We start from the raw sequence: 21,580 nt of genomic DNA, 5'->3' as shown, positions 1-21,580 counted from the left end.
TAAACATAGGGTTGGCGAAGTTAAAATCGCAATCTGCGGGCAGAATAGCATGGCGGGAAGAGGAGAACATAAGAATATTGATATACATCAAAGCGCAGAAATAAAACTCAGATAATTACGTAACGAAAACAGGCACCTTGCGGTGCCTGACTGGTTTAACTTAATGTTTTAAAAGCTTTTATCCGCTGAAGATGTGGGGATATATTTTTGAATTTGTGTCCTTCTGTCTCATCCCAGACGATTTCATAAAAAGGATGCAGCTGATCGGCGATGCGCTGGCTGTCCAGCGCCTCATCATGACGGGAGAGGAAGAGCAGACAGCGGTCGCGATTGCGTTCGCGAAAATCGCTGACGCATTTGGTAGCGATATCCTCATACTCCTCCGGCCGATCGATCTTCCCTTCCATGTTCTCCTGCGGAAAGAGGTTGGGATTGAAGATCGCCTGGCGGATGCCGCATAAAAAACCGATGCGCTCTGACCAGAAGCCGCCCAGCCCGACGCCGCAAATCAGCGGGTGGTCGTCGTCGGATAGCGTCAGCATCTTATCGGTCTCTTTCAGCAGAAACTGCATATCATGTTTGGGATGGCGGGTGCTGTAACTGATCAGCCTGACATCAGGATCGATAAATTGCAGTTGCAGCACTTTTTCGTGATTGCCCGGACTGTTGGAATCAAAACCGTGCAGATAGATGATCATGATAATCCTCAGGGTTGAGATAGCGCCGGGCAGTTACTGCTTACCACGTCGCCTTGTGAGCCAGCCAGCGTTCCTGAAGCGCACTCAGTTGCTGGGCATTGTTTTTCCAGCGATGCGTAGCCTGCAGCTCATCGCGGGTAAACCTGCCCTGATGATACAGCTGCGTCACCCGCTCTGACCCGACCGGGATCAGGTTATCCAGCACACTAATGGCACCCTGCCGCTGATTGCAGACCAGAATCATGTCACAACCGGCAGAAAGGGACTGCTGCGCCCGCTCAGGATAGCTTCCCATCACGGCGGCGCCCTCCATCGACAAATCGTCGGAGAAAATCACGCCATCAAAGCCCAGCTGCTCACGCAACACGGTTTTCAGCCAGTATCGCGAACCGCTGGCGGGCAGTGGATCAACGTCGGTGTAGATGACGTGTGCGGGCATAATTGCATCCAGCGCCTGCTCAGTAATCAGCTTGCTAAAGATCGCCATGTCATGCTCACGCAGCGTTTTTTCGTCGCGCGGATCGCGTGGCGTCTCTTTGTGCGAATCGGCGCTGACCGCGCCATGCCCTGGGAAATGTTTGCCGGTGGTCTTCATGCCCGCCTCGTGCATCCCCGCAATAAAGCGGCGGGCAACGGCTAGGGCAATGGCCGGATCGGCATGGAAAGAGCGGTCACCAATGGCAGCGCTGATATGACCAATGTCGAGTACCGGCGCGAAGCTGATATCGATATCCATCGCGATCATCTCGGCCGCCATCTGCCAGCCTACCTGCTGCGCCATCTCACCTGCGGTTTCTGCATCGTGAAGCGCGGCAAAGGATTGCATGGCGGGCAGTTGAGTGAAGCCGTCACGGAAACGCTGCACGCGACCGCCTTCCTGATCCACCGCAACCACCAGCCGGGAGTGAGAGGCCGCGCGGATCTGCCGCACCAGCTCTGCCAGCTGAGCCGGGTCGTGATAATTTCGGGCAAATAGAATTAAGCCCCCCACCAGCGGGTGCTTCAGGATGTCGCGCTCTTCGCCATCCAGTTCATAGCCCTCAACGTCTAGCATCAGAGGGCCGGGTAAATGTGATCTCATAACCTGAATCCTGTAGCGTTACGTAGCTGCTTAACGCGATTAAATCTGTTCCCAGCTCTGTCGGGCCAGCTGGTGTAATGTTTCATCCTGACTCTGACCGGCACGGAGCTGATACCAGCTGGCCATCAGCAAACGCAGCCAGGGCTGCCAGCGTCTGACCTGCTGCTCAAGCGCAGGAAGCGGCTGGTGCATCGCCTCGGCATACTCTGCCAGCCAGTCGGCCTCGTGCTGCGGATCGCTGGCACAGACGGCCGCCAGCTCCAGCGCGACGTCGCCATCGGCGGCATATTCCCAGTCGATCAGACAAAGACCTTCGGGACCTTGTATAACATTCCCGGCATGCAGATCCATGTGCAGTGGTGCCAGCCTCAGCGGCCTGGGTTCACCCTGCTGCGTCAGACGCCTGAGCGCTCGCAGCCAGCGGAAATGTCGCTGTGGCGTGAGTTGCCAGTAGCGCCATAACAGCGGCAACAAAGCCAGACGATAGCCGGTCAGCCGCTGCTGATGCAGCTGTCGCAGCAGGGCCACGATCTGCGGACGCTGCTGGCTAAAGCGTTCTTCATCCAGCGTATTGCCTGCGCACCAGGTCAGGATGATCCCCTGACGATGGCCCGCCACGGGCTGCGGAGCCAGTCCGCTGGTTCGCAACTTCTGTAACAGACGGAATTCGCGCTGCCGATCCACAAACGGAATAGCCGGTTGTGGTGTCGCCCGCGCGATAAAGATGCCGCGCGGGCTGACAATCTTCTGGCTGTGTCCGGTCAGGCCAGCCAGCGGCATTATGGATGCCCGTTCTGGTTCGCCGGTGACCTGTTGAATTAACCGCTGGAAAGCCGGATTAATTCTGTGCAACGCCGTTGCCGGACCAGATGATCTCGCCGGTCTGAACCAGCATCAGCTGCATCTGCAGAGTCGGCGCTTTGACATCGCCGCGCGCGTTACTGTAGAGCACATACTGCGCGTTAACGTTGCGCGCCAGGCCGATCGCTTTACTGCGTGAGTTCAGGCTGTCATCCGGCGATAATCCCAGCGTTTGCTTGGCCTGCGCCAGTTGATCGGCAGAAACCAGGGTAAATTTGCCATTGTTATTCAGCGCATTCTGGATAGCGGCCGTGGCTTTATCGCTTTGCAGTGAGCCGTTGGTGCTGTTTTTGATTCGATCCACCAGCAACACGCTGCCAGGCTCGGCGCTGGCGGCCTGTAACATCTGCGCCACCAGCGGCTGAACGCTGGCATCCCAGTTGATAGTAACCAGTTTCGGTGGCTGCGGCACAGGCTGCGGTTGCGGAACCGGTTCAGGTTGTGGAACGGGCTGCGTTGGCTCAGCGGGTTGGGTCGGCTCAACCGGGGCAGGCTGCTGCTGCTGTTTCACGACACAGCCTGTCAGAATGAGCGCCATCAGGAGCGTTCCGGTACGATTAATACTGCGTATCACGATGAAAATCCTTAAAGATAGAGATAAAGACGAACCTTGCTGGCAGTCAGGTTACCCATTTGCGAGGCGGCGACAATGCTGCCCTGCGGCGGAACGGTGACGGTCTGAGCCGGTTCCTGCGGGGAGATTTCCAGCCCTTTGTCGTCGTACCAGTAGTAACGATAGTGCACAACAACCGGTGTTTCGCGCTGATTATAGAGCACGCTGGTGGCACGTTTCAGCCCATCGTTCTCATCCAGCGTCGGCTCATCGGTAATGATCCCTGCCGACAGCACAGAGGACTCCATCACCAGTGACTGTGAGGTATTAATCATTGGTTTATCACTGCTACAGGCCGTCAGGCAGAGCAGGATCGGCAGGCCAGTCAGCCAGGATCGCATAGCACGTTTCCGTTATCAATTAGAGAGCATCGGACCCAGCGGTTCACCGCCCAGCAGATGCATATGAATGTGATAAACCTCCTGCCCACCATGTTGATTGCAGTTCACAATCAGACGATAACCATTTTGATCGATACCTTCCTGGCGGGCGATTTTCGCCGCAGTAGTAAACATGCGTCCCAGCGCGTGCTCATGCGCCGCTTCCGCCTCGTTCACCGTTGGGATCAGGACATTCGGCACAATTAAAATATGGGTCGGCGCTTTGGGCGAAATGTCGCGGAAGGCCGTGACCAGCTCGTCCTGATAAACCACATCAGCGGGGATTTCGCGGCGGATAATTTTACTAAAAATGGTTTCTTCAGCCATGGTGCAATTCCTTTAGCCTGAGTCGTAATCAATCAGTATGCGGGAGAAATTTGTTTTCTTTCAACCTCAGGACCACTTTTCTTGCATTGTTCGCCTGCCTTTGCAGCAGCCCTTCCTCTCCCTGATCGAAACGCCGTTCTGAATGCCAGTAAAGCAGCCACCATCACAGAAAAATGAAACGCTGTTTTATAAATTAGAATTCCGCCACCCTTTTCTTTGTCTGATTGCCACTTCAGCGCCAGTGCTTGCCAGATTGCGAAGGTTTAGCCATGGCGTCAGCTCTACTTTGCTAATCAGTCCGGGTGAGATGTCCGGCATCACCAGGGATAAACCGACATATAACATCAAGGAGCATCAGACATGCGCTCACGTAAAATTGGTCTTGGTCACTATCTGGCCTATGGTTCCGGAGATTTTCTCGGAGCGGGCACCACGGCGCTGACTGCCGCCTGGTTGCTCTATTTTTACACCACCTTTTGTGGATTAACCCCGATTCAGGCCACGCTGATCTTCGCCGCTGCCCGCGTGCTTGATGCCGTGGTCAGCCCGCTGATGGGCTTTCTGACCGACAACTTCGGTTCGACATGGCTGGGCAAACGCTTTGGCCGCCGCAAATTCTTTATCCTGCTCGGCATACCCTGTGTATTCAGTTATAGCCTGATGTGGGTCAGCGACATGAGTTTCTGGTGGTATCTCTGCACTTATCTGCTGTTTGATATCGTCTACACCATGATTCTGGTGCCTTATGAGACGCTGGTGCCGGAAATGACCGACGATTTCAAACAGAAGACCCGCTTCTCCGGTGCACGCATTGGTCTGGCACAGCTGTCGGCCATTCTGGCGGCGTTTCTGCCCGGTATTTTGCTGGGTATGCTGGGCAAAGATAATCCAGACTCCTTTTTCTACGCCAGCCTGGTCTTTTCGGTGATCTGCGCGCTCGTGCTGACGCTGGTCTGGTGCTTTACCTGGGAACGTCATCCCGATGACTTTTCCGCTGAATCACGCCGTGCCGAGCAGGAGAAGCAGCAGTTGACGCTGATGCAGAATCTCAAGCGACTCTATGTCGAACTGGCCTCCACCTTACGCATCCGCATCTTCCGACAGCACCTTGGCATGTATCTCGGTGGTTATATCGCCCAGGATGTGTTTAACGCCGTATTTACCTGGTACGTGGTGTTTGTGCTGATGCAGAGCGCGCAGGTCGCCTCAAGTCTGATGGGCACAATGGCGGTCTTACAGTTTATTGCTGTGATGGTGATGATTCCACTGTGCATCCGCATGGGACCTGCACCCGCCTACCGTATGGTAGCGGTGCTGTTCGGCTTTGCGGCCCTCTCCTATGCGGGGCTCTGGTACGCGGGAATGAATGACAGCATGTCACTGCTGCTGGTGATCTCCGCTCTGGCTGGTCTGGGGCGTGGCGGCATCAACTATGTGCCATGGAACACCTACACCTATATCGCCGATGTGGATGAGGTAATCACCGGTCAGCGCCGTGAAGGGATTTTTGCTGGCATCATGACGCTGACGCGTAAAGCATCGCAGGCGGGTGCAGTCATGCTGGTTGGTATCGTGCTGCAACTCTCCGGATTTGTCTCTGGCCAGGCCACACAGGTACCCGGTGTCAGCCACACTATTCTGGCGATTCTAAGCCTCGGTACCGTGGCCGTGCTGGCCTGTGGCTTTATCGTCTCACTGCGCTTTAAGCTGAATCTGCAGACTCACACCGTGCTGCGTCAGGAGACGCTGAAGATGCGCGAAGCAGACCGCATTGTGCCTGAAAACATCACTCCGGAAGCGCGTGGCATTGTTGAAACACTGGCTGGCATGCCTTACGAGAATCTGTGGGGCAACAACAACATTGGCTTCCTTAACCGCAACAAGCCAGCGCCAGCAAAACTCGCCGCGCATCCGGCTGTAACGCCTTCTTTAAACCCGACCTTAAAACGACAGGAATAAACCATGACTGTATTTCCCGTTAAACACAGCAAATTATTGTGCCAACCTGAGCATCTGCTGCCACGCAGCGAACTGGTACAGCTGATTCAAAAGCTGACACAAAATCTGGTTAACATCACCGATGAGACAGGCGAATTTTTATTGCGGCTGGACGATGGCCGGGTGATTGATACCAAAGGCTGGGCGGGTTGGGAATGGACACATGGCATCGGTCTGTATGGCATGCTGCACTACTATCAGCAGACCGGCGATCAGCAGACGCTGGCAATCATTGATGAGTGGTTCACTCAGCGCCTGGCGGAAGGCGCGCCAACCAAAAATGTGAATACGGTGTGTCCTTTCCTGACGCTGGCTTATCGTTACGAAGAGACAAGAAACCCGGTCTGGGTGCCGGTGCTCGAGCGCTGGGCAGAATGGGTCATGTATGAGATGCCGCGCACCGAACAGGGCGGCCTGCAGCACATTGTTTATAACAATGAGAACACGCAGCAGCTATGGGACGATACGCTGATGATGAGCGTAATGGCGCTGGCTAAGATTGGCCAGTTGCTGAAACGTGATGAGTGGATTGAGGAAGCGAGCTACCAGTTCCTGCTGCATACCCAATATCTGATGGATCGCAAAACCGGCTTATGGTTTCACGGCTGGAACTTCGACGGCCGCCATAACTTTGCTGATGCTCGTTGGGCGCGCGGTAACAGCTGGGTGACGATTGTCATTCCCGACTTCCTGGAGATGATGAACTGGCCAGAACATCATGCTACGCGCCGCTTCCTGCAGCAGGTGCTGGAAAGCCAGGTCAAAGCGCTGAAGGCCTGCCAGCACAGCAGCGGATTGTGGCACACCCTGCTCGATGATCCGCAGAGCTACCCGGAAGCCTCCGCCACCGCCGGGTTTGCTTATGGCATTCTTAAAGGGGTACGAAAGCGTTATCTGCCCGCTGAGTATCGAGAGATAGCAGAAAAAGCGCTGCGCGGCGTGATTGCTAATATCGATGAGGATGGCGAACTGAAACAGGTCTCCTTTGGCACCGCGATGGGCAGCAATCTGGATTACTACCGCACGGTTCCCCTGACGTCTATGCCCTATGGGCAGGCGATGGCCCTGCTCTGCCTGACCGAGTATCTGCGCGTCTACCTCTGAATCCTGGCCAAAAAAAAGCCCCGCTTAGCGGGGCTTTTTCAACTTAGTACATCATTACATGCTGCGGATGTAATCATCCATATCAGTTTTCAGGTTATCGGATTTGGTTCCGAAAATTGCCTGCACACCGGAACCGGCAACCACCACGCCACGGGCGCCGAGGTTTTTCAGTTCAGATTGATTCACTTTCGCCACATCGGCAACACTGACGCGTAAACGGGTGATACAGGCATCCAGGTTAGTGATGTTCTCTTTACCACCAAACGCGGCAACCAGTTTACCCGCCATCTCGGTACCGGTCGCGGTAGATTGCTCGCTGCTGCTGCTCTCTTCACGGCCAGGCGTTTTCAGATCCAGTTTAGCGATCAGTACGCGGAACACGGTGTAGTAAATCAGACCGTAGATGATACCGACAATCGGGAACAGCCAGATTTTGCTGCTGTTACCGCTCAGCACGATAAAGTCGATCAGACCGTGTGAGAAGCTGGTGCCATCACGCATTCCGAGCAGGATACAGATTGGGAATGCCAGACCAGCCAGCAGCGCATGGATCACATACAGGATCGGCGCGACGAACATGAATGAGAATTCAATCGGTTCGGTGATACCGGTCAGGAATGAGGTCAGCGCAGCAGAGATCATGATGCCGCCAACTTTGGCACGGTTTTCAGGTTTAGCTGAATGCCAGATAGCAATCGCTGCCGCTGGCAGGCCGTACATTTTGAACAGGAAGCCGCCAGAAAGTTTACCTGCGGTCGGGTCACCTGCCATGTAGCGCGGGATATCGCCGTGGAACACCTGACCAGCCGCATTGGTGTATTCACCAATCTGCATCTGGAAAGGAACGTTCCAGATGTGGTGCAGGCCAAATGGCACCAGCGAGCGTTCAACGACGCCATAGATACCAAAGGCAACGACCGGGTTCTGATAGGCAGCCCACTGTGAGAACTCCTGAATCGCGGCACCGACAGGTGGCCAGATAAAGGAGAGCAGCACGCCCAGTACAATCGCCGCCAGGCCAGAGATAATCGGCACAAAGCGTTTACCGGCAAAGAAGCCCAGGTATTCTGGCAGCTTAATGCGGTAGAAGCGGTTGAACATGTAGGCGGCGATGGAACCGGCGATAATACCGCCCAGTACCCCGGTATCGGCGAGGTGTTTAGCCTCGATCTCCGCCGCAGGCAGATGCAGCACCAGCGGTGCAACAACCGCCATGGTTTTTACCATGATGCCATAGGCGACAACTGCTGCCAGCGCCGAAACGCCATCGTTATTGGTAAAGCCCAGCGCCACACCGATGGCAAAAATCAGCGGCATGTTGGCGAACACTGATCCACCCGCTTCTGCCATTACATGCGAAACCACTGCAGGTAACCAGCTGAAATTGGCTGAACCGACCCCTAACAAAATACCGGCAATCGGCAGAACCGATACCGGCAGCATCAGCGATTTACCGACCTTTTGAAGGTTGGCAAAAGCATTTTTGAACATAGCGTGAAGCTCCTGAGTATGAGTGCATATTTGCGCAGTGCGCGTGGCAAAGAGGGAGGATTCTTTGCCGGGCTAGCGGTGACCGCCTTTTGATTTATTACGAAGGGTAAAATAAATCCCGGTTTGTTACTTTGATGGCTATCACGTTTCGACAATCACAGGCGCGCACTTTACGAAATTTCTGACTGATCCGCACGAGTAATCGACGATAAAAAGCTAACCCTGTCTGAAAAAACAGGGTCATATAAGCAGGTTGAACATTAATTACAGGGGCTGAAATAAAAGCCGATCAGGCACCCAGCTTGCTCATAGGGATATGAAATAGCGTGGAGAAGTTTTGCGTGGTGGCGGCGGCCAGGGTTTCCATATCCACGCCTTTTAATACGGCCAGATATTCGGCAACATCGCGCGTATAAGCGGGCTGATTCTCTTTACCACGGAAAGGCACCGGTGCCAGATAAGGGGAATCCGTCTCCACCAGCATCCTGCCCAACGGCACATAACGCGCGGCTTCACGTATCTGTTCGGCATTACGGAAGGTTACGATACCGGAAAAGGAGATGTAGAAGCCCATATCCAGCAGTTTCGCAGCGGTAGGCTGATCCTCAGTGAAGCAGTGCAGCACCCCGCCGCAACGCTCAACCTGCTCTTCACGCAGAATCGCCAGCGTATCTTCGCGTGCATCCCGGGTGTGAACGATGATCGGTTTGTTCAGCGCGATACCGGTGCGAATGTGTTCCCGGAACGAGCGCTGCTGCTGCTCTTTAGTCTCTGGCTGATAGTGATAGTCCAGCCCGGTTTCACCCAGCGCCACCACCTGAGGATCGGCAGAGAGCCGACGAAACTCTTCGACGTCATAGGCCTCTTCCTGATTCAGCGGATGCACACCGCAGGAGAGCGCAATATTTTTCCGATCGCCAACCAGACTTTTCAGGGTGTGAAAACCTGGCAGCGTGGTGGCGATAGCCAGCATAAATTTCACATCACGTGCCGCCGCTTTAGCGACCACATCATCAAGGTCTCGATGGTTCTTTTCATAATCCAGGCCATCGAGATGGCAATGGGAATCCACAATAAACATAATTACTCTCAGATAGGTTTAGCCGACCAGCGCAGGCTTCTGTTTGTCCGCCCAGCTCAGAAGCTGATCGGTCAGCAATAGTTCGCGATTCACTGACGCCACATGCAGTAACTGCTCGCGACAGCGCATCCACTCCTGGGTACTGCTGTTGAGCGCACTGGCTGAAAAGTATCCGGCCAGCAGTTGCACGACATCCTGGCGATCGATATTACTCAGCCACTGACCTGCATTTTGCTGCCATTTCATTGCATCCAGCAGTAAAGAGAGCAGCCAGCCAATACGCGCAGCCGCATCGTCCGCGTTCAGCGCAGGCAATAACTGCAGGATATCCTGCTGCAACGCAGCGGGCAGCGCATCACAGAGCTTTTGACGGGCCTGCCACGGCCCGGTTTCCAGCAGGCTCAGTGCCGCACCCGGTGCGCCTGCGCTAAGGCGCAGCGCCGCCAGCAGCATCTGCTCATCGTGTGAAGACTGCTTCTTCAGCCAGAGCAGGCTTTGTCCTTCATCGGGCGGCGTCAGATGCAGCGTCATGCAGCGGCTACGTAACGTGGCCAGCAGGCGTGAAGGATCACGGCTGCTGAGGAAGAACCAGCTATTGGCAGGCGGCTCTTCAAGGGTTTTTAGCAGGGCATTGGCTGCCGCTTCCGAAAGCTGCGCGGCATCCGGCAGCCAGACGATTTTCGCGCCGCCCTGCTGACCAAAGTGATACATCTTTTCCGTCACCTGGCGCACTGCATCAATGCCCAGCGTACTTTTGCCCTTCTCCGCCTCAAGGCGATACCAGTCAGGATGGGTGTTGGCCTGCATCAGCTGACAACCATGACACTCTCCGCAACTTTTCAGGCCATCCCGCTGCTGGCACATCAGCCAGCGACTCATCCCCCAGACCAGCGCCTCATCGCCCATGCCGGCCATTGCCTGGATCAGCAGCGCATGATGCGCGCGATTCTCCTGGTGCTGGCTAATCACCTGCCGGTAAGGTTGATTCAACCACGGATACCAGTTCATTATTCCTGCTCCGCCAGCCAGCTATCCAGCGCCGCCTGAAGTGACGCGGTCACGTTGGTGAGCGATTGTGTGGCATCAATGGTGAGAATGGTGGGATCTTCTGCGGCCAGCGCCAGATAGCGCGCACGGGTACGTTCAAAGAAGCGCAGCGACTCCTGTTCAATGCGATCCAGTTCGCCACGCGCACGGGCACGCTGCAGACCGATGTCCGGTGTCACATCGAGATAAAGTGTCAGATCGGGCCGGAAATCACCTAAAACAGCATCGCGCAGCGTCTGCATCAGTTTGCTGTCGAGCCCCCGGCCACCACCCTGATAGGCCTGAGAGGAGAGATCGTGACGGTCGCCAATGACCCAGGCACCGCGAGCCAGCGCCGGTTTGATTACGGTCTCCACCAGCTGAACCCGCGCCGCATAGAGCATCAGCAGTTCCGCTTTATCCGTAACCTGCTCACCCTCAATCCCCTGTTTGACCAGCACCCGCAGCTGTTCTGCCAGCGGTGTACCGCCAGGCTCACGGGTGAAGACCAGATCACGGATGCCACGAGCGTGCAGCGTGGCGACGATGGCGTCACGCGCAGTGGTTTTTCCGGCGCCTTCCAGGCCTTCAATGACGATAAACTTACTGTTCATTTTTTTCCTTCAGCGTCTGCCGGTAGACCTGCACCGCCTTGTTATGGCTGGCAAGATTGGTGGTAAAAGTATGTCCGCCCTTGCCGTCTGCAACAAAGTAGAGATAGTTAGTTTTCTCGGGATGCGCCGCTGCCTGCAGTGAGGCTTTGCCCGGCATCGCGATCGGGCCAGGCGGCAGACCGTTAATGATGTAAGTATTATACGCGCTGGCGGTCTCAAGATCTTTGCGGGTCAGCGTGCCGTTATAACTGTCGCCCATGCCATAGATGACGGTGGGATCGGTCTGTAAACGCATGCCGGTGCGCAGGCGATTGATAAACACCGAGGCGACGCGCGCGCGCTCTTCGCTGACGCCGGTCTCTTTCTCAATGATGGAGGCCATCGTCACCAGATCCTGTGGCGTTTTATAAGGCAGATTGTCCGCCCGTCCCTGCCACACCTCATCAATGGTCTTTTTCATCCGCTCATGCGCGCGCTGCAGCAGCGACATATCCGTGGTGTTCGCCGTGTAGAGCCAGGTATCGGGGAAGAAGTTGCCCTCCAATTGCTCAGGCTCCACTTTGAGTGCGCTGGCAAGGGTGGCGAACTGATCGTCTTTCAGAGTATGCCGGATGTAGGGCGCTTTACGCAGCTCACTCAGCCACTCTTTCAACCGCTGACCTTCTACGAACCGCACAGGGAATTGCGCCTCTTTTCCGCTGGCCAGCAGCTGTAACAGCGAGCGTACGGTCATGACCGGCTCAAGGCGATAGGTACCCGCCTTGAAGGTCGCCAGTTCCGGCTCCAGGCGCAGTAGCGCGCCAAACCAGATGCTGCGTGGAATAATCTTTTGCTCTTCAAGCTGCGCTTCAAGCGCGACCCGGCCCGTACCGGCAGGCAGCGTATAGATCGTTTCCTGCTTAATGGTTAACGGGGTTGCCGCAAACTGTTTAACCTGCCAGTAACTCAGCACAGCTGCGAGACCCACAATCGCCAGCAGGCCGACGAGAATTTTTTTGCTTCGAATCATGATGCATCCATTATCTTTTCACAGCTTGCCTGCAGCTGATTAAACAGCGAGCGCTCAGTAAACTGTACCGCTTCTATCTGTCGGACCGGCAGAACCGGCATCAGCGCGTTACATATCACCACTTCATCGGCGGCCAGCAGCTGCGCCGGTTCGCTTTTTACTACCTGACAAGCCTGACCTGCGGCAGCAAGTTGCGCCATCAGACTCCGCCGCATAATGCCATCCACGCCCGACGCTGAAAGATCAGGCGTGAAAATCTGCGTGCCCTGACGCCAGAATAAATTGGCCGCACAGCATTCCACCACCCAACCTTCAGTGTCAAGCACCAGCGCCTCGTCGGCGTCTGTCTGGTCAAGATGAGCCCGGATCATCACCTGCTCCAGGCGGTTAAGGTGCTTGATACCAGCAAAATGGGAATTACGCGCCAGAGGGATTGGGCTGATCCGGAGTGAAGCTCCCCGCTGCTGTAGATCGGCATAGTGTTGCGGCCAGGGTGCCAGCGAGACAAGCCGCGTGGGTTCATCACAGCTGCGTCGGCTGTAACCCCGTCCACCGCTGCCCGCGCTGATAATCACTTTCAGTACCGCCTGGGTTTGATCCTCCCCGGCTTGTTTCATCTCTGTCTCAAGCTGATGCCAGTCGACGCCAGCGATCCATAACCGTTCACAGCCCTCTTTGAGGCGCTGGATGTGGCTTTCCAGCAGCACGATTTTACCCTGACGCACGGCGGCGGTAGTAAAACAGCCATCCCCGAACTGCAGGCCGCGATCGCTGGCGGCCAGCACCGATTGTTTTGTCCCGTTAATCCACATCGTTCTCTCCTGAGCATGACCCGTGATTTCAGCGCATTTTGCAGGATAAAAAAAGGCCCGCATCGCGGGCCTTTTTAGCAATCTACAACGATTACACTTTACGGAAGATCAACGAACCGTTGGTTCCGCCGAAACCGAAGGAGTTACACAGCGTGTACTCCAGTCCAGGAACCTGACGCGCGGTGTGAGGGACGAAGTCGAGATCGCAGCCCTCATCCGGATTGTCCAGGTTAATGGTCGGTGGAACGGCCTGGTCGCGCAGTGCCAGAATCGAGTAAATCGATTCAACAGCGCCTGCGGCACCCAGTAAGTGTCCGGTCATTGATTTGGTTGAGCTGACCATTACGCTGCTGGCTGCTGCCCCAAAGACCGATTTCACCGCCTGCGCTTCCGCTTTATCACCGGCTGGCGTGGAGGTACCGTGCGCGTTGACGTAGCCGATTTGCTCTGGCGTAAGCTGAGCATCACGCAGTGCATTGATCATGGCCGCCGCGGCACCTGAACCATCTTCTGGTGGTGAAGTCATGTGGTAGGCATCGCTGCTCATACCAAAACCTACGATTTCTGCGTAGATTTTCGCACCACGTTTCTTCGCATGTTCATACTCTTCGAGTACAACAATGCCCGCGCCGTCACCCAGCACAAAACCGTCACGATCTTTATCCCACGGGCGGCTGGCCGCTTGCGGGTTTTCGTTACGGGTTGAGAGAGCACGTGCTGCACCAAAACCACCGACGCCTAATGGCGTGCTGGCTTTCTCTGTGCCACCTGCCAGCATCACGTCAGCATCGTTATAAGCGATGATACGTGCGGCATGACCGATGTTGTGCACACCAGAGGTACAGGCTGTCGCGATAGAGATGCTTGGACCTTTCAGGCCATACATGATGCTGAGATGACCCGCCACCATGTTAACGATGGTTGAAGGCACAAAGAATGGGCTGATTTTGCGCGGGCCGCCGTTGACCAGTGAAGTATGATTCTCTTCAATCAGACCTAAACCACCGATGCCGGAGCCAATTGCTGCGCCCATACGGCCTGCATTTTCGTCGGTAATAACCAGACCACTGTCCTGCATGGCCTGCATACCGGCCACAATGCCGTACTGGATGAAGGCATCCATCTTGCGTTGATCTTTACGCGAGATGTAGTCATCACAATTAAAATCTCTTACCAGACCTGCAAAACGTGTTGCATAAGCACTGGTATCAAAATGGTCGATCAGGGTAATGCCGCTCTGACCGGCAAGGAGAGCACTCCAGGTAGACTCTACGGTATTGCCGACAGGAGACAACATGCCAAGACCAGTCACAACTACACGACGCTTAGACACGTTCGTCCTCCAGGGAGGGGAAATAGGGAACTATGTGGGACAAACAAAAAAATCAGGCGGTCGAGCGACCGCCTGAAGATATTCATTAGCCTTTATGGCTATTGATATAGTCGATCGCTGCCTGAACGGTAGTGATTTTCTCAGCTTCTTCGTCTGGAATCTCAGTATCAAACTCTTCTTCCAGAGCCATCACCAGCTCAACGGTATCAAGAGAATCGGCACCCAGGTCTTCTACGAAAGATGCAGAGTTGGTGACTTCTTCCTCTTTCACACCCAGCTGCTCACTGATGATTTTCTTAACGCGTTGTTCGATATCGCTCATACTATTTAATTTCCTATCAAAACTCGCTTTCGCGATGGTTTTCGTAGTGTATAAAAAGGTGAAAAAGATGCAACAAAATCCCGGCTGGTCGAACCACGATTTTGCGTTATTTTGCGGTTTTAACCGCAAATAAAGCAAATGATTTCGTGATTTATCAGACCATGTACATTCCGCCATTGACGTGCAGCGTTTCACCAGTGATGTAGGCTGCTTCGTCAGAGGCTAAAAATGCAACAGCATTGGCGATTTCCTGAGCATCGCCTAAGCGACCCGCAGGCACTTCCGCCAAAATACCGGAACGTTGATCTTCGTTCAGTGCCCGCGTCATGTCAGTCTCAATAAAGCCTGGAGCCACGACGTTGACGGTAATGCCACGTGACGCGATTTCGCGCGCCAGTGATTTGCTAAAACCAATCAAACCCGCTTTTGCTGCCGCGTAGTTTGCCTGGCCCGCATTACCCATGGTTCCAACAACGGAACCAATGGTGATGATACGGCCCACGCGCTTTTTCATCATGGCACGCAGGACCGCCTTAGAAAGGCGGAATACCGATGTGAGGTTGGTATCGAGGATATCCGCCCACTCATCGTCCTTCATGCGCATGAGAAGATTATCACGCGTAATGCCTGCATTATTGACTAAAATATCCACTTCGCCAAATTCAGCGCGAATATTCTCTAAAACGCTGCTGATTGAGTCAGCGTCTGTCACGTTCAGTAACAGGCCTTTTCCCTTGTCGCCAAGGTAAGCACTGATGGCGTCGGCGCCACTCTGGCTGGTTGCAGTTCCGACCACTTTAGCACCACGTGCCGCCAGAGTTTCTGCAATCGCACGACCAATGCCGCGACTCGCGCCGGTAACCAGCGCAACTTTACCTTCAAAGCTCATGATTTTCCTCTTATTCCTTACCGAGTGCAGCCGTCAGTGATGCCGTATCGTTAACGGCAGCCGCAGTGAGGCTATCGACAATACGTTTCGTCAGTCCGGTCAGGACTTTACCTGGACCCATCTCCAGGAGCTGCGTCACGCCCTGTGCTGCCATCGCTTCCACGCTCTCAGTCCAGCGAACCGGGCTGTAGAGCTGACGAACCAGCGCATGGCGGATGGCCGCAGCGTCGGTCTCAGCTTTCACATCGACGTTGTTGATCACTGGCACCGCAGGTGCATTAAACGTAATGCTTTCCAGCGCAACCGCCAGTTTATCGGCAGCAGGCTTCATCAGTGCGCAGTGAGAAGGCACGCTGACCGGCAGTGGCAGGGCACGCTTAGCGCCCGCGGCTTTACAGGCAGCGCCTGCACGCTCAACGGCTTCTTTGTTACCCGCAATGACCACCTGGCCCGGCGAGTTGAAGTTAACCGGTGAGACAACCTGGCCCTGCGCGCTCTCTTCACAGGCTTTGCGAATAGCCGCGTCATCCAGGCCAATAATCGCCTGCATCGCACCGGTGCCTTCTGGCACCGCTTCCTGCATCAGTTTGCCGCGCAGTTCTACCAGCTTCACTGCATCAGCAAAGTTAAGCACACCCGCGCAAACCAGCGCTGAATATTCACCCAGGCTGTGACCGGCCATCAGGACAGGCTGTTCACCGCCCTGCTGCTGCCAGACACGGTAGATGGCTACTGAGGCGGCTAACAGCGCAGGCTGAGTCTGCCAGGTTTTGTTCAGCTCTTCAGCCGGACCCTCACTGACTAACTGCCACAGATCATATCCCAGCGCGTCAGAGGCTTCACGGAAAGTCTCTTCTACCAGCGGATAAGTTGCTGCTAATTCAGTCAGCATGCCCACGGTCTGTGAACCCTGACCTGGAAAAACAAATGCAATTTGCGTCATCTTTCGTTCCTGTCAATCAAAAGCGAACCAGCGCAGAACCCCAGGTGAATCCACCACCAAAGGCTTCCAGCAAAATAAGGTGTCCGGGTTTGATGCGGCCATCACGAACCGCTTCATCCAGTGCGCTTGGCACCGATGCGGCAGAGGTATTGCCATGACGATCCAGCGTGACGACCACTTTATCCATGGTCATGCCGAGTTTTTTCGCGGTGGCGCTGATGATGCGCAGGTTAGCCTGATGCGGCACCAGCCAGTCCAGCATTTCGCGATCGAGATTATTGGCCTGCAGCGTTTCATCAACAATGTGGGCCAGCTCGGTGACGGCGACCTTGAAGACTTCGTTGCCTGCCATGGTGACATAGGCAGGTTGATCCTGATGGGCACGATCCTGATAAGGCAGCGTCAGCAACTGGGCGTAGCGACCATCAGCATGAAGATGGGTAGAGATAATCCCCTGCTCTTCGCTTTGACCCAGCACGACCGCACCCGCGCCATCACCAAACAGGATAATGGTGCCGCGATCTTCCGGATCCAGTGCGCGCGCCAGGACATCAGCGCCAATCACCAAAGCATGCTTAACCGCGCCATTTTTAATGTATTGATCGGCCACGCTCAGTGCATAGGTGAAACCTGCACAGGCGGCAGCGAGGTCAAACGCCGCGCAGTCTTTGATTTCCAGCATTTGCTGGATCATGCAGGCGGAGCTTGGGAAGGCATGGCTGGAAGAGGTTGTGGCGACAATAATCAGCCCAATCTCGTTCGCTTCAATGCCCGCCATTTCAAGGGCGCGTTGCGCCGCACTGAATCCCATGGTGGCGACGGTTTCGTCAGGCGCTGCAATGCGGCGCTCACGGATGCCGGTACGGGTAACAATCCACTCGTCCGACGTCTCCACCATTTTTTCCAGATCAGCATTGGTGCGAACCTGGCTGGGCAGATAACTGCCCGTACCGATAATTTTGGTATACATCTAGGCTTTGTCACTCCTGGCTAATACAGCATCAAGGCGCGCAGCAATTCGCTCGGGAATTTGCTGCCTCACCGCCTGCTCTGCCTGTTCTATCGCCACGGCGAACGCGTGTTGATTTGCTGCGCCGTGACTCTTGATCACTGTTCCGCGCAATCCTAACAGACAAGCGCCATTGTATTGGTCAGGGTTGAGTTGCCCGAAGCGCTTCGCCAGACGTTTCTGGATTAAGCGTCCCAGCAACGTCAGCCACCATGACCGTTTTTTACCTTCCCCTGATGACTTCAGCAGAGAAAGAAACATTCTTACCACGCCTTCCATGGTCTTCAGCGTGACGTTTCCGACAAAACCGTCACAGACCATCACATCCGTTTTACCGGTGAGCAGCTCGTTACCTTCGAGGTAACCAATATAGTTGATTTGCGGTGATTCTCGCAGCACTACCGCGGCGTCACGGATGGTTTCCAGCCCTTTAGTCTCTTCATGACCAATATTGAGCAACGCGACACGGGGCCGTGGAATACCAAGCACATGCTCAGCCATCACTGACCCCATCACGGCAAACTGCACCAGCATCGCACTGTCTGAATTAACATTCGCGCCCAGATCCAGTACCACGGTTTTACCCTGCTGCTGATGCGGTAAAACGGACATCAGCGCCGGACGTTTAATTCCATCCAGCGGTTTTAATAAGAGTGTCGACAGCCCCATCAGTGCACCGGTATTACCGGCGCTGATGCAGGCCTGAGCACGTCCCTCTTTAACCATCTCCAGCGCCACGCGCATTGAGCTGCCGCGACTGTTCCGGATGGCCTGAGCGGGCCGCGCATCACTTGCAATAACCGATTCGGCAGGGATAACCTGCAAACGCCCCGTCAGGGAGGAATCCGCTTTGGCAAGCAATGGCGTGAGGGTGTCGGGATGTCCGACCAGAAGAAGGAATAGTTCCGAATGAGAGGCCAGTGCCTGCAATGCTGCAGGCACTGTCACGCAGGGACCGAAGTCCCCGCCCATGGCATCAATCGCCAGGGTCAAACGTGTCAAGGTATCGCCTTGCTAAGCAAGAAACTTACTTAACGATAACCTTGCGACCGCGGTAGTAACCGTCCGCAGTGATGTGGTGACGCAGATGAGTTTCGCCAGAAACTTTATCTACTGACAGAGCAGCAGTGGTCAGCGCATCGTGCGAACGACGCATACCACGCTTAGAACGGGTGGGTTTATTCTGTTGTACGGCCATGGACCTTACTCCTATTACTTACGCTTTAAACTGGCTAATACGGCAAATGGATTTGGTTTCTCCGCCTCAGGAGGCAGTTTGCCAAAGACCATGTCCGCCTCGGACACTTCACAGTGTTCAGAATCGTGCACCGGAACGACCGGCAGCGCGAGAATAAGTTCATCCTCGACAACCGCCAGCAAATCGATCTCACCAAACTCGTTGACATCGACCGGCTCGTACGCTTCCGGTAATGCCTCGGCCTGCTCTTCAGAAGAGACAGGGCTGAAGCAGTAACTCACTTTTACGTGATGGGGAAAGGTCTGGTTGCAGCGCTGGCAACGCAACGTCACGTGTGCTTCAGCAGTACCCGTCAGTACCGCCAGACGTTGGTTATCAACCGCAAACGACATGGCACAATCCACATCACTGTCCACACTAACGACCGACTCGGCCACACGCTCCACCTGTACAGATGTGTAGACACCCTGATAATCAAGGCGCTTCTGAGCGGTGCGGACAGGGTCCAGCGTTAGGGGTAATTTTACCTTTTGCATAGGGCGCGCATATTAACTTTGTAATGTTATAGAGTCAAAGAAAAAGGCCGTTAAACAGCATCTTTCAACCACTATTCGCATCCAGTGCGGCGCACAGTTTAAAATGACTGTCACCAATTCGCTATCACTATTGAAAAAAAATGACACCATCGATTCTTTTAGCTTCAACTTCACCCTTCCGGCAGGCATTACTGCACAAGCTGGGCCTGCCTTTTATTACCGCTGCACCTGAAGTGGATGAGTCACCACAGCCCGGTGAAAATGCCGAAGCGCTGGTGATCCGTCTTGCTGTGGCGAAAGCGCAGGCGCTGGCAAAAACGTATCCCGGCCACTGGATCATCGGCTCGGATCAGGTCTGCGTACTCGACGGCCAGATTACAGGAAAGCCTCACACGCCTGAGAATGCGCGGGCGCAACTGCGTGCCGCCAGCGGTAAGGCCATTACCTTTTATACTGGCCTGGCCCTTTTCCATCCAGACAGTAACCAACTGCTGCACTGCTGTGAGCCCTTTGTGGTTCATTTCCGCATGCTAACGGACGCTGAAATCGCCGGGTATGTGGAAAAGGAGCAGCCATTGCAGTGTGCGGGCAGTTTTAAAAGTGAAGGGTTGGGGATTTGTCTGTTCAATCGTCTGGAAGGTCGCGATCCCAATACGCTGGTCGGACTGCCGCTGATTGCGCTGAATGGGATGTTGCAGCAGGCCGGCATCAACCCTTTAACGGACTGATGCCGGAGAGCGATTACGCTTTCATTTGACGCAGTTTATTCAGGCACTGCTTCAGGCCATCATCCAGAGGCGCTTCGACCCGCATCACTTCGCCGGTGCCAGGATGGGTAAAGCTCAGCGCCGCTGCGTGCAGGAACAGGCGTTTTAAACCGGTTGACGCCAGCTGACTGTCAAAGTCACGTTCACCATAGCGATCGTCGAAGGCGATGGGATGCCCGGCATGCAGCGTATGTACACGAATCTGGTGAGTACGTCCGGTGACCGGACTCGCTTTCACCAGCGTGGCAAACCCGAACCGCTCTTCCACTTTAAAGCGGGTTTCAGAGGCTTTACCTTCGCTGCTGACGCGAACCACTCGCTCGCCGCTCTGCAGGATATTTTTCAGCAGCGGTGCCTGAACCACCTTCAGATGTGACGGCCAGTTGCCGCGCACCAGAGCCAGATAATCTTTCTGCATCCCCTTTTCGCGCAGTTGCTCATGCAGGGAACGCAGCGCCGAGCGCTTTTTAGCGACCAGCAGAATGCCGGAGGTGTCACGATCCAGGCGATGCACCAGCTCCAGGAAGCGTGCTTCAGGTCGCAGGGCACGTAATCCTTCAATAACGCCGAAACTGAGTCCGCTACCGCCATGAACCGCAGTGCCAGAAGGTTTGTTCATCACCAGCAGAGACTCATCTTCAAAGAGGATGGCATCGGCCAGTGAGGCGACTTTCGCCAGTTTGGGGGAAACAGCATCTTCGTCGCGTTCCGCTACCCGAACCGGCGGAATGCGCACCTCATCGCCCTCTTCCAGCTTGTACTCTGGCTTAACGCGTTTCTTATTAACCCGCACCTCGCCTTTGCGTACGATGCGATAAATCATGCTCTTTGGCACACCCTTGAGTTGCGTGCGCAAAAAGTTATCAATACGTTGTCCGGCATTTTCAGCCGTGATGGCGACAAAATGTACGCCGGGATTCTCTGTTTTCATGGCGGCGATTCTAAATAGTGTCCCCTGATAGCGCCACCCCTTTTTCTGTGCTTAACTCAGGAGTTGATGTGGCGGCGGCTCGCTTCCCTGCTGGCTTTTTCAGCAAAGTGGTGCTTTGTCCGACACATTAGCGCTTTAAATGTAAAGAAACTTCACAAGCTGGCTAAAGTCGCCTTGCTATATGAAGGTTAGCAATGGAATAATGTTTGAGTTTCTTGCCTGTTGCATTTCAGGGCAGAAAACGAGCGGAATTGTCATTTTGCCGGATTGAGCAGACACGCAGCAATGGCGTAAGACGTAATGCGAAATCAGGCACTTAGCGGGCTGCGGGTTGCGGCCTGGACAACAGTATGGGATGCACGGGTTTTCTTTATCCTCTCAGGCATTTCCACTATCTGGTGCTGTTTTCCCTTATGAAAAACAGGCCACCGACGTTATTTGCGCCCCTCGCGCGGTCGACAGCCGTGAGGTTGACGACATTGCACTAAGTCACGGGGCCATCGGTTGATACTCGTCCAGGGTAACTATGCCCGCAGCTGTAATCACTCATGAAAGAA

24 protein-coding genes are annotated in these 21,580 nt (G+C 54.8%); 3 read left to right on the top strand and 21 right to left on the bottom strand.

The window, feature by feature from the left end:
- Positions 1–155: 155 nt before the first annotated feature.
- The 6 genes from ycfP to hinT are packed head-to-tail and all read right to left on the bottom strand — an operon-like array spanning position 156 to position 3,960.
- Complete coding sequence (gene ycfP / locus AC2LB6_RS13585; protein WP_490093908.1) at positions 156–698, bottom strand: alpha/beta hydrolase YcfP; 543 nt, start codon at positions 696–698, stop codon at positions 156–158.
- A 40-nt stretch (positions 699–738) separates the two neighbouring features.
- Positions 739–1,779, bottom strand: a complete 1,041-nt coding sequence (gene nagZ, locus AC2LB6_RS13580; RefSeq protein ID WP_490093907.1) for a beta-N-acetylhexosaminidase — start codon at positions 1,777–1,779, stop codon at positions 739–741.
- A 39-nt stretch (positions 1,780–1,818) separates the two neighbouring features.
- A complete protein-coding gene (thiK, locus tag AC2LB6_RS13575) occupies positions 1,819–2,559 on the bottom strand; it encodes a thiamine kinase (protein WP_490093906.1) in 741 nt (246 codons plus the stop codon).
- 58 nt (positions 2,560–2,617) lie between these two features.
- Entirely contained in the window at positions 2,618–3,214 is a 597-nt protein-coding gene (lpoB, locus tag AC2LB6_RS13570; RefSeq protein ID WP_136197454.1) for a penicillin-binding protein activator LpoB, read from the bottom strand.
- An 11-nt stretch (positions 3,215–3,225) separates the two neighbouring features.
- Positions 3,226–3,594: a YcfL family putative periplasmic lipoprotein gene (locus AC2LB6_RS13565; protein WP_090962192.1), complete on the bottom strand. Its 369-nt coding sequence runs from the start codon at positions 3,592–3,594 to the stop codon at positions 3,226–3,228.
- Between the two features lie 15 nt (positions 3,595–3,609).
- Complete coding sequence (gene hinT, locus AC2LB6_RS13560) at positions 3,610–3,960, bottom strand: purine nucleoside phosphoramidase (RefSeq protein ID WP_009090851.1); 351 nt, start codon at positions 3,958–3,960, stop codon at positions 3,610–3,612.
- A 360-nt stretch (positions 3,961–4,320) separates the two neighbouring features.
- Here hinT and AC2LB6_RS13555 point away from each other — a divergent pair, with 360 nt between their 5' ends.
- Both AC2LB6_RS13555 and bglB read left to right on the top strand, forming a co-directional pair.
- Positions 4,321–5,919 carry an MFS transporter gene (locus AC2LB6_RS13555; protein WP_490093905.1) on the top strand — a complete coding sequence of 533 codons (1,599 nt, stop codon included), beginning with the start codon at positions 4,321–4,323 and terminating at the stop codon, positions 5,917–5,919.
- 3 nt (positions 5,920–5,922) lie between these two features.
- Positions 5,923–7,062 carry a beta-galactosidase BglB gene (bglB, locus tag AC2LB6_RS13550; RefSeq protein WP_490093904.1) on the top strand — a complete coding sequence of 380 codons (1,140 nt, stop codon included), beginning with the start codon at positions 5,923–5,925 and terminating at the stop codon, positions 7,060–7,062.
- Between the two features lie 54 nt (positions 7,063–7,116).
- Here the strand turns inward: bglB and ptsG are convergent, their stop codons facing one another.
- From ptsG to yceD, 14 genes are all read right to left on the bottom strand, one after another.
- Positions 7,117–8,553, bottom strand: coding sequence for a PTS glucose transporter subunit IIBC (gene ptsG, locus AC2LB6_RS13545; protein ID WP_490093903.1), 1,437 nt, complete (start codon positions 8,551–8,553; stop codon positions 7,117–7,119).
- A gap of 289 nt (positions 8,554–8,842) precedes the next feature.
- Positions 8,843–9,634: a metal-dependent hydrolase gene (locus AC2LB6_RS13540; protein WP_490093902.1), complete on the bottom strand. Its 792-nt coding sequence runs from the start codon at positions 9,632–9,634 to the stop codon at positions 8,843–8,845.
- A gap of 18 nt (positions 9,635–9,652) precedes the next feature.
- Positions 9,653–10,642 (bottom strand): DNA polymerase III subunit delta', encoded by a 990-nt coding sequence (holB, locus tag AC2LB6_RS13535; protein WP_490093901.1) that lies wholly within the window; start codon positions 10,640–10,642, stop codon positions 9,653–9,655.
- A complete protein-coding gene (gene tmk / locus AC2LB6_RS13530; RefSeq protein WP_490093900.1) occupies positions 10,642–11,274 on the bottom strand; it encodes a dTMP kinase in 633 nt (210 codons plus the stop codon). The genes holB and tmk overlap by 1 nt, the downstream gene beginning before the upstream one ends.
- Positions 11,264–12,283: a cell division protein YceG gene (gene yceG, locus AC2LB6_RS13525; protein ID WP_490093899.1), complete on the bottom strand. Its 1,020-nt coding sequence runs from the start codon at positions 12,281–12,283 to the stop codon at positions 11,264–11,266. The genes tmk and yceG overlap by 11 nt, the downstream gene beginning before the upstream one ends.
- Complete coding sequence (gene pabC / locus AC2LB6_RS13520; RefSeq protein WP_490093898.1) at positions 12,280–13,095, bottom strand: aminodeoxychorismate lyase; 816 nt, start codon at positions 13,093–13,095, stop codon at positions 12,280–12,282. Before pabC ends, yceG begins: the two co-directional genes overlap by 4 nt.
- A 91-nt stretch (positions 13,096–13,186) precedes the next feature.
- Entirely contained in the window at positions 13,187–14,428 is a 1,242-nt protein-coding gene (fabF, locus tag AC2LB6_RS13515) for a beta-ketoacyl-ACP synthase II (RefSeq protein WP_090962214.1), read from the bottom strand.
- A gap of 85 nt (positions 14,429–14,513) precedes the next feature.
- Positions 14,514–14,750, bottom strand: a complete 237-nt coding sequence (gene acpP, locus AC2LB6_RS13510) for an acyl carrier protein (RefSeq protein WP_003849865.1) — start codon at positions 14,748–14,750, stop codon at positions 14,514–14,516.
- A gap of 154 nt (positions 14,751–14,904) precedes the next feature.
- Positions 14,905–15,639 (bottom strand): 3-oxoacyl-ACP reductase FabG, encoded by a 735-nt coding sequence (gene fabG / locus AC2LB6_RS13505; protein WP_090962216.1) that lies wholly within the window; start codon positions 15,637–15,639, stop codon positions 14,905–14,907.
- A 10-nt stretch (positions 15,640–15,649) separates the two neighbouring features.
- Positions 15,650–16,582: an ACP S-malonyltransferase gene (gene fabD / locus AC2LB6_RS13500; RefSeq protein ID WP_490093897.1), complete on the bottom strand. Its 933-nt coding sequence runs from the start codon at positions 16,580–16,582 to the stop codon at positions 15,650–15,652.
- A gap of 16 nt (positions 16,583–16,598) precedes the next feature.
- The gene (locus tag AC2LB6_RS13495) at positions 16,599–17,552 is read right to left on the bottom strand and encodes a beta-ketoacyl-ACP synthase III (protein WP_490093896.1); all 954 of its coding nucleotides are present in this window, start codon (positions 17,550–17,552) and stop codon (positions 16,599–16,601) included.
- On the bottom strand, positions 17,553–18,593 hold the full coding sequence (gene plsX, locus AC2LB6_RS13490; RefSeq protein WP_090962223.1) for a phosphate acyltransferase PlsX: 1,041 nt from the start codon (positions 18,591–18,593) through the stop codon (positions 17,553–17,555).
- 25 nt (positions 18,594–18,618) lie between these two features.
- Positions 18,619–18,789: a 50S ribosomal protein L32 gene (rpmF, locus tag AC2LB6_RS13485; RefSeq protein WP_003849870.1), complete on the bottom strand. Its 171-nt coding sequence runs from the start codon at positions 18,787–18,789 to the stop codon at positions 18,619–18,621.
- Between the two features lie 14 nt (positions 18,790–18,803).
- A complete protein-coding gene (gene yceD, locus AC2LB6_RS13480; RefSeq protein ID WP_090962225.1) occupies positions 18,804–19,325 on the bottom strand; it encodes a 23S rRNA accumulation protein YceD in 522 nt (173 codons plus the stop codon).
- 140 nt (positions 19,326–19,465) lie between these two features.
- Here yceD and AC2LB6_RS13475 point away from each other — a divergent pair, with 140 nt between their 5' ends.
- Positions 19,466–20,053, top strand: a complete 588-nt coding sequence (locus AC2LB6_RS13475) for a Maf family protein (protein ID WP_490093895.1) — start codon at positions 19,466–19,468, stop codon at positions 20,051–20,053.
- Positions 20,054–20,066: 13 nt separating this feature from the next.
- Here the strand turns inward: AC2LB6_RS13475 and rluC are convergent, their stop codons facing one another.
- On the bottom strand, positions 20,067–21,023 hold the full coding sequence (gene rluC / locus AC2LB6_RS13470) for a 23S rRNA pseudouridine(955/2504/2580) synthase RluC (protein ID WP_490093894.1): 957 nt from the start codon (positions 21,021–21,023) through the stop codon (positions 20,067–20,069).
- Between the last annotated feature and the right edge of the window lie 557 nt (positions 21,024–21,580).

The sequence above is a fragment of the Pantoea sp. RCC30.1 genome (assembly GCF_058148845.1).
The sequence above is the reverse complement of the archived record's forward strand: the minus strand, read 5'-3'. Positions and strand labels throughout refer to the sequence as shown.